The organism is Halobaculum sp. CBA1158 (genome assembly GCF_021431925.1).
GTDB lineage: Archaea > Halobacteriota > Halobacteria > Halobacteriales > Haloferacaceae > Halobaculum.
In genome coordinates this window covers 1,345,708-1,360,466 of record NZ_CP090371.1, presented here as the reverse complement: position 1 = coordinate 1,360,466, position 14,759 = coordinate 1,345,708, and the positions used below count along the sequence as shown (strand labels likewise).

16 protein-coding genes and 1 tRNA gene are annotated in these 14,759 nt (G+C 70.1%); 8 read left to right on the top strand and 9 right to left on the bottom strand.

Going from position 1 to position 14,759, the window contains the following annotated elements; genetic code table 11:
* The first annotated feature begins 341 nt into the window (after positions 1-341).
* The gene (locus tag Hbl1158_RS07200; RefSeq protein WP_234299366.1) at positions 342-536 is read left to right on the top strand and encodes a hypothetical protein; all 195 of its coding nucleotides are present in this window, start codon (positions 342-344) and stop codon (positions 534-536) included.
* Between the two features lie 323 nt (positions 537-859).
* Here Hbl1158_RS07200 and Hbl1158_RS07195 read toward each other — a convergent pair.
* The 4 genes from Hbl1158_RS07195 to Hbl1158_RS07180 all read right to left on the bottom strand — a co-directional run bounded on the left by Hbl1158_RS07195 (position 860) and on the right by Hbl1158_RS07180 (position 4,029).
* A tRNA-Val gene (locus Hbl1158_RS07195) sits at positions 860-934 on the bottom strand.
* A gap of 95 nt (positions 935-1,029) precedes the next feature.
* Entirely contained in the window at positions 1,030-1,305 is a 276-nt protein-coding gene (locus Hbl1158_RS07190; RefSeq protein WP_234299365.1) for a ubiquitin-like small modifier protein 1, read from the bottom strand.
* A 49-nt stretch (positions 1,306-1,354) separates the two neighbouring features.
* Complete coding sequence (locus tag Hbl1158_RS07185) at positions 1,355-2,809, bottom strand: TrkA C-terminal domain-containing protein (RefSeq protein ID WP_234299364.1); 1,455 nt, start codon at positions 2,807-2,809, stop codon at positions 1,355-1,357.
* A complete protein-coding gene (locus Hbl1158_RS07180; protein ID WP_234299363.1) occupies positions 2,806-4,029 on the bottom strand; it encodes a TrkA C-terminal domain-containing protein in 1,224 nt (407 codons plus the stop codon). The genes Hbl1158_RS07185 and Hbl1158_RS07180 overlap by 4 nt, the downstream gene beginning before the upstream one ends.
* 99 nt (positions 4,030-4,128) lie before the next feature.
* On the opposite strand from Hbl1158_RS07180, the gene Hbl1158_RS07175 reads away from it, so the two are divergent.
* Positions 4,129-5,289 carry an NAD-binding protein gene (locus tag Hbl1158_RS07175; protein WP_234299362.1) on the top strand — a complete coding sequence of 387 codons (1,161 nt, stop codon included), beginning with the start codon at positions 4,129-4,131 and terminating at the stop codon, positions 5,287-5,289.
* 110 nt (positions 5,290-5,399) lie between these two features.
* Here the strand turns inward: Hbl1158_RS07175 and Hbl1158_RS07170 are convergent, their stop codons facing one another.
* Positions 5,400-6,125: a nucleoside phosphorylase gene (locus tag Hbl1158_RS07170; RefSeq protein ID WP_234299361.1), complete on the bottom strand. Its 726-nt coding sequence runs from the start codon at positions 6,123-6,125 to the stop codon at positions 5,400-5,402.
* A gap of 174 nt (positions 6,126-6,299) precedes the next feature.
* Here Hbl1158_RS07170 and map point away from each other — a divergent pair, with 174 nt between their 5' ends.
* Positions 6,300-7,193 carry a type II methionyl aminopeptidase gene (gene map, locus Hbl1158_RS07165; protein ID WP_234299360.1) on the top strand — a complete coding sequence of 298 codons (894 nt, stop codon included), beginning with the start codon at positions 6,300-6,302 and terminating at the stop codon, positions 7,191-7,193.
* Positions 7,194-7,289: 96 nt separating this feature from the next.
* On the opposite strand, the gene Hbl1158_RS07160 is transcribed toward map, so the two are convergent.
* Positions 7,290-7,490 carry a hypothetical protein gene (locus Hbl1158_RS07160; protein WP_234299359.1) on the bottom strand — a complete coding sequence of 67 codons (201 nt, stop codon included), beginning with the start codon at positions 7,488-7,490 and terminating at the stop codon, positions 7,290-7,292.
* 161 nt (positions 7,491-7,651) lie between these two features.
* Here Hbl1158_RS07160 and Hbl1158_RS07155 point away from each other — a divergent pair, with 161 nt between their 5' ends.
* Genes Hbl1158_RS07155 through Hbl1158_RS07145 form a run of 3 tightly spaced genes read left to right on the top strand, consistent with a single transcriptional unit; the run spans position 7,652 to position 9,765 of the window.
* A complete protein-coding gene (locus Hbl1158_RS07155) occupies positions 7,652-8,200 on the top strand; it encodes an HIT domain-containing protein (protein ID WP_234299358.1) in 549 nt (182 codons plus the stop codon).
* A gap of 52 nt (positions 8,201-8,252) precedes the next feature.
* On the top strand, positions 8,253-8,726 hold the full coding sequence (locus Hbl1158_RS07150) for a GNAT family N-acetyltransferase (protein ID WP_234299357.1): 474 nt from the start codon (positions 8,253-8,255) through the stop codon (positions 8,724-8,726).
* A gap of 58 nt (positions 8,727-8,784) precedes the next feature.
* Positions 8,785-9,765, top strand: a complete 981-nt coding sequence (locus Hbl1158_RS07145; protein ID WP_234299356.1) for a helix-turn-helix domain-containing protein — start codon at positions 8,785-8,787, stop codon at positions 9,763-9,765.
* A 29-nt stretch (positions 9,766-9,794) separates the two neighbouring features.
* Here the strand turns inward: Hbl1158_RS07145 and Hbl1158_RS07140 are convergent, their stop codons facing one another.
* Positions 9,795-11,330 (bottom strand): amidohydrolase, encoded by a 1,536-nt coding sequence (locus tag Hbl1158_RS07140; RefSeq protein ID WP_234299355.1) that lies wholly within the window; start codon positions 11,328-11,330, stop codon positions 9,795-9,797.
* 620 nt (positions 11,331-11,950) lie between these two features.
* Here Hbl1158_RS07140 and hmgA point away from each other — a divergent pair.
* Positions 11,951-13,171: a hydroxymethylglutaryl-CoA reductase (NADPH) gene (hmgA, locus tag Hbl1158_RS07135; protein WP_234299354.1), complete on the top strand. Its 1,221-nt coding sequence runs from the start codon at positions 11,951-11,953 to the stop codon at positions 13,169-13,171.
* Positions 13,172-13,277: 106 nt separating this feature from the next.
* Here the strand turns inward: hmgA and Hbl1158_RS07130 are convergent, their stop codons facing one another.
* Both Hbl1158_RS07130 and Hbl1158_RS07125 read right to left on the bottom strand, forming a co-directional pair.
* Entirely contained in the window at positions 13,278-13,643 is a 366-nt protein-coding gene (locus tag Hbl1158_RS07130) for a hypothetical protein (RefSeq protein ID WP_234299353.1), read from the bottom strand.
* A 42-nt stretch (positions 13,644-13,685) separates the two neighbouring features.
* Entirely contained in the window at positions 13,686-14,210 is a 525-nt protein-coding gene (locus Hbl1158_RS07125; protein WP_234299352.1) for a DUF5817 domain-containing protein, read from the bottom strand.
* Between the two features lie 149 nt (positions 14,211-14,359).
* Between Hbl1158_RS07125 and Hbl1158_RS07120 the strand changes: the two genes are divergently transcribed.
* Positions 14,360-14,701, top strand: coding sequence for a cupin domain-containing protein (locus Hbl1158_RS07120; protein WP_234299351.1), 342 nt, complete (start codon positions 14,360-14,362; stop codon positions 14,699-14,701).
* Positions 14,702-14,759: the final 58 nt, after the last annotated feature.

The following is a 14,759-nucleotide window of genomic DNA, read 5'->3' as shown; positions in this document are numbered from 1 at the left end:
GTAACCAGAACGGATCGAAAATGGTATCGACCGACTATCGGTCGACGTATCTCCTCGTCGCCAATCGATAATTTCGGGGTAGAAATCTAATAATAAATGACGAGAAAAAGAATTACCGGTTCGTATGAACGGTCATACGGATTCTACGGTCGTCGTAAAATCGGGAGGCGTCGAGACGTGTCGCCGCTGAAAGGTCCGAACCGACCCGAATGCTCGTCATACTATTTGTGGGTGGGGGGCAACGATTCTACCGTCCGATGAGTCCCTCCACGTTTCCATCTGTCGCGCGGCTTCGCGAGGCGGTACCGACGTCCAGTCGGCTGAAAGACGGCCTTACCCGCGTGTTCGACACGACTCGCCCCGATCCGACGGCACCCATTCGTGCGGCGGCGTTCTACGCCGCGATCGTACTTCCGATGGTGTACCTGCCGATCCTCGCCGGCGGCGTATCGACGGAGCGACTCACGGTCGTCGCCGGACTGCTGCTCGCGAACGCCGCGGCGCTCGTCCTCGGACACGACTACGGGACGGAATGAGCGACTGGCGTTCTCGCGACGGAACTGTCTGCCGTATCGGCGAATTCAGAGACTTCTCCCAGGACTGCAGATCCGACAGAGAGCAAACCGAGAAGGCCCATACTGAGGCCGACATCCCGCTCGTCGGAATGCCTCATGCCCGACTCGTCCCTTCGTGGAGCGCCGGGGCGGGGCTGTTCGCCCTCGTCGATGGTCTCACCGCAGAACGCACAGATTGGTGAGGGGAGCGCGTCGAAGTCGACCCCCGAGCGGGTCCGACTCACGCTTGCCACCCCAATATAAGGGATGTCTCTCCGTAGGGTGATTCTACAATATTACGGAAGTGGGTTGGGGCGGATTTGAACCGCCGGCCTCCTCCATGTCAAGGAGGTGTCATAACCGGACTAGACTACCAACCCGTCCGCTCGTACCTCGCATTCACCGATTCCGCAGGGACGTAATTAAGACTTCCGAAAGGGTTCCACTTCGTCTCGCCGTCCCACGGTTTTCGGAGCTATCCGCCGCTGACGGGTGGAAACAGCGCGAGTTCGTCGCCGTCGGCGACCGGCGTGTCGAGGCCCTCGGCCTCACGCACGTCACGACCGTTGCACAGCAGGTTGATGTGCTCCCGGAGGTCACCGTCCTCGTCGAGCACGCGGACGGCCAGCGCCGGATACGCCTCCAACAGCGCCTCGAGCGCCTCCCCGACCGTCTCCGCTCCGTCGGCATCGACCGCGGGTTCGGGCTCCCCGGCCGCCTCCGCGAGGTCGGCGAACAGCTTCCAGTCCATGTGCACTCGTCGCCGTCGGGCGGCCAAGAGCGTTGCGCCGTCGCTCCGGTCAGTCGTCGTCCGCTTTCGGTCCCTTAGGCGACCGACGTCCCGGGTTCGGCCCGGCGGTCCCGTCGTCGTCGACGTCCGCCTCGGCCGCGCTCGTCCCCCGGCGCTCCAGGTCCCGGATGGCCTCCGGGCGCGCGATGACGTACACCGTTTCCCCCGCCGAAAGCGTCCGGTCGCGGGCGGGGATCGGCTCCACCGACCCGTCCATCGCCTCGACGGCGACGACCGCACCGGTCACCTCTCCGACGCTCGTCCCCTCGAGGGCACTCGTCTCCTCCACCGCGACGGCCGCCATCGTCTCGTCTGCGACGCGGAGGATCGACGCGAACTCGCGGTCCGCGCGCGCCTCCGCGGGCATCGTCAACAGGCGGTATCGTCCGTCGGCGACGAACTCGGGAGCGTCGGACTCGTCCACCGCGAGCGTCACCACGTCTCCAACCGCCGCGCGCAGTTCGGCGGTGGCGACACGCTCGGGTGCCCGGTCGCCGTGACCCTCTGGCTCGTCGCCGCCGGTCTGCTCGGTCGCTGCGGCGGGCTCCGCCGTCGCCGTCGCGGGTTCGGGGGCCGACTCGACCGTGTCCGGGTCGACCGAGTCCTCTTCGGTTTCCGACCCCGACCGCGGGAGCCGCCACACCTGGACCACGTCGCCCGGGCCGGCCCCGTTGGGCGGGTCGGCGCGGATCGCGACCGCGCACGTCCCCGGGCCGAGGGTCGGACCGATGCCGGCCACGCGTCGGCCGACGCCGAGGTAAGTCACCTCGTCGCCGTCGAACTCGGCGTCGACGTGGCCGACGCCGTACTCCTCCTTCAGGCGCGTGAGGAACGCGTCGTGGAGTTCCCCGTCCGAGAGACGGCGCGGGAACAGCAGCGTCTCCCCTGCGAGGCGGTCCTTCGTCGCCTCGTCGACCGGGTCGTACCCGTCGATGTCGGCAATCTCCTCGGGCAGGTCGACCGTCCGGATCCGGCCGACCGCCCGCGCGAACCGGCTCAACTCCCCGTCGACGCGGTCGCCGCCCGCGACGGCGGTCACGTTCGTCGCGAAGTGGTCACCGGCGCGGCGTCCGACCGGCGTCGTCCCCGCGGCCACGAGGAGGCTGACGACGTTTCGCAGGACGGTCATCGGCGCGAACGGGTCCGTCGTGACGACCCCGCCGACCGGGACCACCGACGCGAACAGCCCGACGGTGTTGAGGTAGACCGCGACCGTCGCGGTCCCGAGCAGGGTCGTCAACCCCGCGGGGACCGCCTCGGCGACGTACCAGCGGTACACCGCGGCGGCGAGCGCGGAGACCAGAAACGAGGCGACCGCGAAGCCGACCAGCCGCGGCGCGTTCACGAGTTCGAGCACGTCGACCACCGTCTGGGCCGGCGGGCTCGCGGCCACGGCGAGGGCGGGGTCCACGAGGGTCGCTCTGGTCGCGCCGGCCGCGGCGGGAGCGTCGACGGCGCGGATCACGCCCCCACCTCCCGACCGAAGCGGTCGAGCGCCTCGCGCGTCCCGACGACCACGAGGTCCGCGCCCCCCGACGGCGTCACGTCGCCGTCGGGGCCGAGCCGCCACCGTCCGCCGTCGCGAACCGTGAGGACGGCCACGCCGTACTCGTCGCGGACCGCCGCCTCGCGGAGGCTGCGTCCGTCGAGGGGCCCGCCCTCGCGGACGCTCAGCCGCCGGAACCGCTTGCCGGCCCGACGGAGCAGCGAGATCAACTCGAACTCGCGTCTGGTCCCGCGAGAGCGCACAGCGAGCCGCGTCACGTCCGCGTCGAGGAGCCGCGTCGCGGCCGAACGGTCGACCGCGAGCGTGAGTCGACCGTCGCCGCCGGTCGTCGTCGGAGAGGGAGCCGGCGGCGCGTCCGTGCCCCCGTCGGTCGCGGTCGCGGGCTTCTCGTCCGGCTTGACGCCGTCGGTGCGGGCGGCAACGACTGTGCCGTCGACGGCGTCGCCGTCGTCGGTGACGACGGTTATCTCGTCGCCGCGGGCGACCCCGGTCGGGAGCAGCACCGACAGCGAGACGGCGCGTTTGCCGTCGGGGACGCGCTTGGAGACGCCCGCGAGCGGCGGCGCGGCGGCGACGGTCGCACGCCCGCGTTCGTCGAGGCGGACGGTCACCTCCGCGAGGTCGAACTCCGCGCGGAGGCGCTCGGCGACGGCCGCCTCCAGTTCGCTCAACGAGAGGTCGACGTCGAAGTCGTCGGCGAAGGCGCGAATCTCAGCCCGGAGCTCAGCCGGGAGCGCGGGATACCCCTCGATGTCGGCCACGTCGCCGGCGACGGTGACGCGGACCTTCCCGCGCCCGGCCGTCAGGTCGACGGCGTCCGTCGAGAGGGTGCGCTCGGTGAGGCCCCGGAGGGTGAGCCGCTTGGGGAGCACCGCGCCCATCGCGTCCCCCTTCGAGTGGGCGTACAGCGAGATCATCAACACGACGATAATCGCGATCAGCAGCGCGGTGCCGTTCGCGGAGTTCCGGATCGTCTGATCGTTCAGCGCGAGGAGGCCGCCGTTGACGCCGGCGACCGCCAGCGCGAGGACGACGACACCGAACCCGGGGATCGACACCCCCGTGAAGTACTTGAACGTGAATCCGAGCGCCCACGAGACCAGCCCGGGGACGATCCCCGTGAGCAGACCGAGATACAGCCCCAGCAGGACCTGCACCGGGAGTGACGAGGCGACCATGGGGTCAGGCAGACGCGGGGCGACTAAATCCCTACCGACGCGGCGACGAGACGCGACCGTGCCGTACGGTTTATCACGGCTCGTCGGCTGACGGGAGGTATGGCAGGGTGGCGGAAGCGAACGGGCGCTCGCGCGGCGGTCTGGCTCACCAGCGCCGCGGCGTTCGTCTCCGTCCTCCTCGGTATCACCAACATCGCGACGACGCCCAGCGGACCGCTCATCGACGTCGTCCCTCCGGAGATCGTCCAGACCGCAGGGTTCACCGGCGCGTTGACGGGGTTCCTCCTCATGCTGGCGGCGTACGGACTCGGTCGCGGCCTGCAGAGCGCGTGGGTCCTCGCGGTCGTGCTCCTCCCGCTGTCGGCGGCCCAGGGACTGCTACAGGCCAGCGAGTTGTCGTATCCGCTGATCGTGCTCTCGCTCGTCGCGCTCGTCGTCGTCGCCGTGAACCGCGGCGCGTTCGACCGCGAGGTCGACTTCACGGCGACCCAGTGGGCCGCGACCGCGGCGCTCGTCGGGTCGCTCGCGTACGGTACGGCCGGTACCTACGCCCTTCGCGACGGTTTCCCGAGCGTGTCCACGCCGACCGACGCGCTGTACTTCACCGTCGTCACCGCCTCGACGGTCGGCTACGGCGACGTGACGCCCGCCTCCCAACTGGGGAAGGCGTTCGTCATCTCCTCGCTCGTGCTCAACGTCGTCAGCTTCGCGGTCGCACTCGGTGTGTTGTTCACCCCGGCGATCGAAGCCCGCCTCACCTCAGCTCTCGGACGCATGACAGAGAACTCACTCGACATCCTCGAAGACCACGTCCTCGTGCTCGGCTACGGGGAGCTCACGGAACCGATCCTCGAAGAACTTGACGACGCCGCCGTCGACTACGTCGTCATCACGCCCGACGAGGCCGTCGGCCGCGCTTTGCGCGAGCGGGAGGTGAACGTCCTCACCGCCGACCCCTCCGACGAGAACCCGCTCGAACGCGCCCGAATCCGCGAGGCGCGGGCGGTCGTCGCCGCGACCAACAACGACGCCGAGGACGCCCTGTCGATCCTCACGGCGCGACAGCTCAACCCCGAGGTGTCGATCGTCGCGGCCTCGACCGATCGGGAGAACGTCACCAAGCTCAAGCGCGCCGGCGCGAACACGGTCATCTCGCCGGCGACGATCGGCGGCCACCTCATCGTGGAGTCGGCGCTCGGCAGTTCGGACTCCGAGGCGGTCGCCGAGAAGTTGCTCGAAGACGGCGACAGCGAGCGGTAGGCCGCAAACCGCGCTCGGACGTTCGGGATCGTCGCCGACGGGGGGATCGTCGCCGACGAGGGAAATCGTCGCCGACGGGGGAGCCCTCGCGCGTCAGCGCGGGGAGGACATCAACGCGACGCGACGGCGTCGAGCGCGATGTCGATGGCGCGCCCGACGTTGTTCCTCGCCTTCTCCGGGAGTTCCTCATCGGAGTCGGCCCCCTTCTGCGTGCCGGCGACGAGGTTGCCGTCGGCGGTGCAGATGGCACCGGCGTTCATGCCGCGGCGACGCGCCAGCGAGAAGACGGCCGACGCCTCCATCTCGATGGCGAGCAGCCCCGCCTCCTCCCAGTCGGCGACGTACTCGTCGGACTCGTTGTAGAACGCGTCGTCGGAGACGATGGGACCGACGTGGACCTGTTCGCCGTTCGCCTCCGCGGCGTCGACGAGCGCGGTGAGCGTGTCGTAGTCGGGGACCGCGGGGTACGTCTCGGACTCGTAGCGCTTGCTCGTTCCCTCCTCCTTGGCGGAGCCCGTGGCGACGACCATGTCGCCGATCTCCACGTCGGTCTGGAGGCCCCCGCAGGTGCCGACGCGGATCACCGTCTCGACGCCGACGTTGTGGAGTTCCTCGATGGCGATGGCGGCGGAGGGACAGCCGATCCCCGTCGAGCAGATCGTGAGGTCGACGCCGTCGTAGGTGGCGTTGACGACGCGGTACTCGCGGTTCTCGGCGACGAGTTCCGACTCGTCGCAGTGGTCGGCGATCCGATCGACGCGGTCGGGGTTGCCCGGAATCAGGGCGATCTCGTGAACGTCGCCCTCGTCGACGAGCAGGTGGGGCTGGTTAGCCATACGGACGCTCCCCGCGCGCCCAGCAAAAAGGCCGCGGAAGCGTGGGCGGAGGCGACGGTACGACGACGGTACGGCGACGGTACCGGTAAGTCGCGGACGCGGTGGCGGTCCGTCGCCGGTCGACCGTCCGACCCAGTCGCAACCCCTTTGCCCCGCTCGGTCGAACTCCGGGCCATGAGTGTCCTCGACGACGACGTGCTGGAGAAGTACCGCGAGGCGGGCGACATCCTGACGACCGTGATGGGCGAGACGCGCGAGCTGGTCGAGCCGGGCGCGACGCACCTGGAGGTCGCCGAGTACGCCGAAGAGCGCATCCGCGAGGAGGGTGCCGGACTCGCGTTCCCGGTGAACGTCTCGATCGACGAGGAGGCGAGCCACGCGACCCCCGAGCGCGACGACGACACGGAGTTCGGCGAGGACCTGGTCTGTCTCGACATCGGCGTCCACGTCGACGGCTACATCGCCGACGCCGCGGTGACGGTCGACCTCGCGGGCGAGACCGAACTGGTCGAGGCCGCAGAGCAGGCGCTCGAAGCCGCCGTCGACGCCGCGGGACCGGGCGTTCCGGTCGGAGAGATCGGCGCGGAGATCGAGGACGTGATCGAGGCGTACGGCTACACGCCGGTGTACAACCTCTCGGGCCACGGCGTCGAGCGCTTCGACGCCCACACCGGCCCGAACGTGCCGAACCGCGGCGTCGACCGCTCTGTCGAGTTGGAACCGGGGCAGGTGGTCGCCATCGAGCCGTTCGCGACGACCGGCCGCGGGAAGGTGGGCGAGGGCAACGAGGAGGAGATCTTCGAGCTGACGGGGGACGCCTCCGTCCGCAACCGCGCCGCCCGACAGGCGCTCGAGCAGGTGCGGGAGTTCGACGGCCTCCCCTTCGCCGGGCGGTGGCTCGACTCCTCGCGCGACGAGATGGCGCTGCGGCGACTCGTCCGCCAGGACGTGGTGAAGGGCTACCCCGTGTTGAAGGAGGCCGACGGCGAACTCGTCAGCCAGGCCGAACACACCCTCGTCGTCACCGAGGACGGCGTCGAGGCGACGACCGCCGGGCTGTACTCGTAGCCGGGACTCGCCGGTCGCATCCGCGTGAATCCCGGGGTCCGGGACCGTATGCGGGGTGATCGGTCGCGTCCGTCCGTGTCCGTCCGTCGAGTCGGGTCAGGCGTTGTTCATCCGCGTCGCCGTCTCCGTGCCGCACTCGTCGCAGGTCGTGATGCGGTACGGCTCGCGCGAGAACTCGGCGTTCTCCTCCGTTCGACTCTCTGTGCGGATCTCCACGCGCACGTCGTGGGTCGTCTCCCCGCCGCAGTCGACACACGACTCGGTGACGCGCTCGGGGCCGGAGGGGTGGGTCGCCATGCGGTCGCGGCTACGACGGTGAGAGCGATAAAGCTAGCACACGAGTGATAACTGTTTGTGTCGTCGGTTCCCGGTCGAATTCGCTCGCAGGATCCGTCGCGAGCCCCACCGTCACTCCCGAACAACAGGGGCTTCAAGAGATATGCCGCCGAGAACTGCGTATGGAGCAGGTGTTCGCGCCGTGGCGGATCGAGTGGGTCGAGCGCGAGGACGAGGACGACGCGATCGACGGCTGCCCCTTCTGCGTGCTGCCCGAACGCGAGGACGACCGCGAGTCGCGGATCGTCGCGCGCAGCGACCGCGCGTTCGTCCTCCTCAACAACTACCCGTACAACCCCGGGCACGCAATGGTCATCCCGCGCGTGCACGAGGGAGAGTTCACGGCGCTCGACGAGCGGGCGCTGCTGGAGCACGCGCGGCTGAAGCAGCGAACGATACGGGCGCTTTCGGCGTCTCTGGGACCGGACGGAGTCAACACGGGGATGAACCTCGGCGGGTCGGCCGCCGGCGGCTCCATCGACGACCACGTCCACACGCACGTCGTCCCCCGGTGGGAGGGCGACACGAACTTCATGGCGGTGATATCCGAGACGAAGGTGATCGTCGAAGCGCTCGACGACACCTGGGAGCGCCTCCGCGACGCGTTCGCCGAGCAGGCGGGCGCGCGCGTCGACGGCGACGACGAGGCCGTCCGTTTCTCCCTCGAGTGACCGACTCACGCGGGAGCCGAACCGTCAAGTGACGGCCGTCGAAGGTGAGGACGTGCAGATCCGCTCGCTCACTCGCGAGGAGGTCGACGCGTTCGTCGACGAACTGTGGATCCCGTTCCAGCGCGAGGCCGCCGCCGACGAGCCGTTCTATCCGCTCGCCAACGACGTCCGCGAGCCGGGCGTCTCCCACCGCGAGGAGCGTCTCTCGGACGACGACGCCGCAGACCGCCTCGCGGTCGCGTCCGACGGCGACTTCGCGGGGTTCGCGTCCGCGAAGCGCGAGGAGCCGCCGCCGGTCTTCGACCGCGGCCCGAACTGTCACGTCTCGGAACTGTACGTCGTCGAGGCGCGCCGGAGGGAGGGAATCGCAACCGAGCTGCTCGAGGCCTGTACTGAGCGCGCCCGCGAGTGGGGGTGTGAGACGGCGTCGATATCGGTCGCCGCGGGCAACGACGCCGCCCGCGCGCTGTACGAGCGCGAGGGGTTCGCCGTCAGGAGACGGCGGCTGATGCGTCGCGTGGAGTGACCGGGCGACCGGGTCGCGCGACCAAACGACTATACACGTCTATCACGAGACGCCGAACATGAGCAGATCCGCGGAGGAGGCCGTCGACCACGCGGGGGAGGCGGACCTCGATCCGGCGGAGGCGTTCGCCCTCCTCGGCAACGAGACCCGCATCGACATCCTCCAGTCGCTGCACGAGGCGACGATCGAGCGCGACGACGACCGCCCGATCGCGTTCTCGGAGCTGTACGACCGCACCGATCTGGACGACAGCGCGCACTTCAACTACCACCTGAAGCAGCTGCTCGACCACTTCGTCCGGAAGGTCGAGTGCGGCGAGGGCGACGACGGAACCGACGCGGAGGGCGACGGCCCCACCGTCGACGCCGCCGGGACCGACGACTGCGTCGAGGGGTACGAGTTCCGCACGCCCGGCTGGAAGGTCGTTCGCTCGGTGTTCGCGGGGACGTTCACCGGCCGCAGCGAGGTCGGGCCGGTCGACGCGCCCGGCGACTGCTACGAGTGCGGCGGCGACCTGGAGGCGACGTACGCGAACGAGTTGCTCACGATCGCCTGCACAGAGTGCGGGCGCACGCCGCTCAACTACTCGTTCCCGCCGGGCGGGCTCGCCGACCGAACCCCCGAGGAGTTCCTCGACGCGTTCCACCACCACGTTCGCCACCACTACTGTCTCGCGGCCGACGGCGTCTGTCCGGAGTGCATGGGTCGCATGGAGACGACCGTGGAGGCCGACACCGCCGTGCCCGACCAGGAGGTCGCGGTCCGACACGTCTGCGGTCGGTGCGACAACCGGCTCACGAGCGCGGTCGGGGTGAACCTCCTCGACACAGCGCCCGTCCTCACGTTCTTCTCCGAGCGTGGGATCGACCTCACGACCGAGCCGTTCTGGACGCACCCGTGGACCGTCAGCGACGTGTACACGACGGTCGTGAGCGAGGACCCGCTGCGCGTCCGGCTCGACCTTCCCTGCGACGGCGACGCGCTCTCGGTGACGGTCGACGAGACGCTCGACCTCCTCGACGTGGAACGTCGGGACTGAGAGAGAGTCGGCGAACGGAGAGGAGAAGGCTATCGGGCGTCGTAGGCAACGTCGCCGTCGACGGCGGTCAGGGCCACCCCGATCTCGTCGATCCGATCGGGGCGGTCCCAGGGCGACTCCTCGAGCAGGACGAAGTCCGCGCGCTTGCCCGGTTCGATGGTGCCGAGTCGGTCCTCGTCGAAGCCGGCGTACGCCGCGCCCGCGGTGTACGCTCTGAGTGCCTCGGTGACGCCGACCGACTGTCCGTCGCTGGGCGCGTTCACGGCGTAGTGAACCCCGAGCAGCGGATCCAGCGGCATGCAGTCGCTGCCGAACGCCAGCGGCGCACCCGCCTCGAGGTACGAAGGGAGGCGGTTCGCGTCGGTCCGTCGCTCTCCCAGCCGGGCGTCGTAGAGGCCGCCCTCGAACCCCCACTTGTGGAAGTTGGGCTGCATGGAGGCGACGACGCCCAGATCGGCCATCCGGTCGATCGCCTCGTCGCTCGCGAGTTCGACGTGTTCGATCCTGTGTCTGGAGTCGCCGGGCGCGTCCGTGTCTTCGTAGGCGTCGAGCACCGCGTCGATCGCGGCGTCGCCGATGGCGTGCAGCGTCACCTGGAAGCCGTGGTCGTCGGCGCGGGCCACGAGTTCGCGGATCCCGTCGGGATCGAGCACCCACGTTCCGGTCTCGTCAGCGTCGTCGGCGTACGGCTCGTGGAGCCTCGCGGTCCGGCCGCCGAACGTGCCGTCGGTGTAGGACTTCACCGCCCCCGTCCGCACCATGTCGCTGCCGTGGTTCGTGCGCAACCCGGCGTCGATCAGCGAGTCGAGGTGGTCCGCCCAGTAGTTGATCCGCACGCGCAGCGTGAGTTCGTCCGCCAGATCGAGGTCGCGATACACCTGCGGGGCCCTCGACCGACGCACCATGTCGTGGACCATCGTGACGCCCCGTTCGTTGGCGGTCGCCTGCGCCGCGCGGATCAGTTCCTCGGCCTCCTCGGCGTCGGGTTCGATCGCCTCGTAGACGGGGTCGACCGCCTCCTCGACGATCACGCCGGTCGGCTCGCCTGCCTCGGTGCGCACGTCGTCGTCGGGCATCTCGTCGCCGAGACGGTCGAGGACCGCGCCGTTGACCGCAGCGACGTGCATGTCCTCGCGGAAGGCGACGACCGGGGCCGACTCGGAGACCTCGTGGAGGTCCTCGCGGGTGAGGTAGCGGGACTCGTCCCACGTCGACTCGTCGTAGCCGAATCCGAGCACCCACTCGTCCCCCTCGATCTCGGCGGCGCGCTCGCGGAGGAGATCGATCGCGTCGCTCGGGGACTCGGCCGCCGAGAGGTCGGCGTGGACCAGCGAGCGGCCCGCGTTAAGCAGGTGGGTGTGGGCGTCGATCAGTCCGGGTATCGCGACGCGGCCGTCGGCGTCGATCGTCTCGGTGTCTGCGCCGGCGAGGAACTCCACGTCGTAGGTGGTGCCGAGGCGGACGATCCGGCCGTCGCGGACGGCGAACGCGTCGTAGGTCTCGTCGGGGTCGGCGAGCGTGTGCACCTCGGCGTTCACGACGACGAGGTCGGCGGGTTCGGTCATTATCCTGGGTTGTGGTCGGTGGGGTGGTAACGGTTCGGGAACGATCGGTTGTGGTGGGTGTTCGCGCGGTCGGAGGGTTCGGGGTCAGTTCTGTCCTTTTTGATGTCGACCGTGGTGTCGACCGCGAAAGCCCCCGGCGCTATCGACTCGCGCGACTCGCTGTGCTCCTCGGCTTGCTCCCTCCGGTCGCTCGCCTGCGGTGCTTACTTCGTCGGGCTTCGTCGATAGCGCCGGCCCCTTTCAGTCCCGCCCGCCGCGACCGCACCGCACCTCGTCCTCCCCAACCGGCTCGCTCGGGCTTCGCCCTCGCTCGCCCCTCGCGCGCGTCCGGCCGGCACTAAGGCCGGCCGGCGCGCGCCGTTCACGAGACGCGGCGCGTCTCGTGAACTCACGAGAGCTGTGCTCTCGTGAACGACCGCAGTTCGTGCACACCGAACAGACGACTTCGATGCTCGGCCCGTCCGGGCCATGGGTGGGAATGAAAGGGGCCGCGGGGGCTTTCGGGAACTGTGACCCCGCGATAGCGAAACTGGTCGCCTCGGTCACTCGGAAACGATCACCATCGGACTCCAATCACCAGAACCGACACCACTTAGCGCCCGCCGGGATTACCCATACCCATGACCGACACCGACGCCGAGGCGCTCGCCGAGCGCGTCCGCGACGGCGACCTCCGCCTGTACGAGTTGGAGGAACACGCCGACGCCGACACCGCCGCCGCGGCGCGACGCCTGCTCGTCGAGGACCACTCCGGAGCCGACCTCTCCACCAGCGGCGAGTACGCCTTCGACGCCGCCGACGCCGACGCCAACATCGAGAACATGCTCGGGGCGATCCAGATCCCGCTCGGGGTCGTCGGCCCCGTCGAGATCGACGGCGGCGCGATCGCCGGCGAGCGCTACCTCCCGATGGCGACGACAGAGGGCGCGCTCCTCGCGTCGGTGAACCGCGGCTGTGCGGCCCTGAACACGGCGGGCGGTGCCGGCGCGCGCGTCCTCAAGAACCGGATGACTCGCGCGCCCGCCTTCCGCGTCGCCGACGTGGCCGAGGCCGAGGCGCTCTCCGCGTGGGTCCGGGAGAACACCGAGGCCCTCCGGGAGGCCGCCGAGTCGACGACCAGCCACGGCGAACTGAAGGAGGCGACGCCGTACGTCGTCGGCAACACCGTGTTCGTCCGGTTCGCCTACGACACGAAGGACGCGATGGGTATGAACATGGCCACCATCGCCACCGAGGAGGCCTGCGACGTGATCGAAGCCGAGACGACGGCATCGCTGGTCGCGCTGTCGGGGAACCTCTGCACCGACAAGAAGCCCGCCGCGATCAACGCCGTCGAGGGACGCGGCCGGACCGTCGCCGCCGACGTGACGATTCCCCGCGACACCGTCCGGGAGACGCTGAAGACGACGCCCGAGGCGGTCGCGGAGGTGAACACGCGCAAGAACCTCGTCGGCTCCGCCAAGGCCGGGAGTCTGGGGTTCAACGCCCACGTCGCGAACTCCGTGGCCGCGATGTTCCTCGCGACCGGCCAGGACGCCGCGCAGGTCGTCGAGGGCGCGAACGCCATCACGACCGCCGAGGTCGACGACGAGGGGGACCTCTACGTCTCGGTCACCATCGCCTCCCTGGAGGTCGGAACCGTCGGCGGCGGCACGAAGCTCCCCACGCAGTCGGAGGCGCTCGACGTACTCGGGATCCGCGGCGGCGGCGACCCCGCCGGCAGCAACGGCGACGCGCTCGCGGAGGCCGTCGCGGTCGCGGCCCTCGCCGGAGAGCTCTCCCTGCTGTCGGCGCTCGCGTCCAGGAATCTCTCCTCGGCGCACGCGGACCTCGGGCGGTAGTCGCGTCGGGGACGCGTTTTCCGAGGGGGTCGCGGGCGCGCTCTCGCCGCCGTCGCGGACGCGTCCCCGGTCGTCCGTCACCGTCACCCCGTCGCCGGCACGGTCGCTAGCGCTCGTCCAACGCCGCCGCGAGCGACTGCACGGCCCACCAACTCCGCCGGCGGAGGCGCAGCGGGTCCCCCCAGAGGTGCGCAGCCATCGGCGCTTGAACCGCGCCGGCGGCGAACAGGAACGCACCGACCGCCGGGTGGAGGTGCACCCACGCGGCGACGCCGACGGTCCACTCCCACACGAGCAGCGCGTACGCCGCCGCGCCGTGCAGCGTCAGGAACACTCCCACCAGCGAGACGAACGTCGCGAGGAACAGCAGCGCCGCGTACGGCGGGGCACCCTCCGCGCCGCCGACCGTCCCGGCCTGCAGCGGCCCGCCGACCGCGCCGACGAGGAACGCCGTTCCCGCGAACATCGACATACGGGGGCTGGTTCGCGTCCGGATATAAACGCTCGGTCGCGGTTACAGCAGGCGATACTCGCCGCGGGATTCGGTCGCCTCACCCCGCCGCGTCAGGCGGTCGAGGAGGTCGCGTGCGGCGTCGGCGGGAACGCCGTGGTCGGTCGCGTACGCGACGATGGCCTCCTCGGTTACGTGTCCCTCGCGCAGGGCGTCGCGGACCGTCTCCTCGCGCGAGCGCGACCTTCCCCCGCTCTCGTCGCCGGCGGCCTCGACGGCGTCGGCATCGACGCCCGCGCGCTCGAGGTACTCGCGGTCGCTCACCGCCCCCTCGAACGCCTCGACCTCCCGTTCCAGTTCCGCGACCGTGCCCGCGCGCTCGAACGCCGCCGACTCCCCCGCCTTGTCTGCGAGTAGCTTCGCGCGCGCCTCGGCCGCGGCGGCGCGGTCCTCGGACTCGTAGAACCGGTGCAGCCGCTTCGTGGGATGGCGCGAGTCACACCGGGGGCAGGTGGCCGTTTCCTGGGCGTCCGGGTCCGAGAGGAGCCAGTAGGTGCCACAGGAGCGACAGCCGACGACCGCGTACATGACCCGCAGTTGTGCGGCTCGGCAGTTGAACGTTCCTGACTCGCGGCCGTCAACATCTGTCGTCAACAGCTGTCCGCCTCCCGTCGCTGTCCCCCTCGTCTTTCGTTCCGCCCCGCGGAGTTAAGGCTCGGGCGAGCGCCCGGTGGAGTATGGACCGTGTGACACACGAGTCAGCCGACGACACGGAGGCGGTCGAGGGCGTCCACCTGGGACAGCTCGCCGCCGGCGAGGAGATGAGTGTCCAGCACTTCTACATCGAGCCGGGGGCGACGGTGCCGAAGCACGACCACCCGCACGAGCAGGCGGGGTACGTCACCGCCGGCACGCTCACCTTCGTGCTGGAGGACGGAGAAGAGGTGGTCTGCGGCCCGGGCGACTCCTACGTGCTCGCGGGCGATGAGGTCCACGGGGCCGAGAACCGCGGCGACGTTCCCGTCGAGGGAGTCGACGTGTTCAGCCCGCCCCGGACGGACCCCGACTGGCAGGAGTAGTCGTCGCTGCGCCGTCGCGGGCGCGGTCGCATCGAAGCGGCGACCGAGGCGGTCGTCG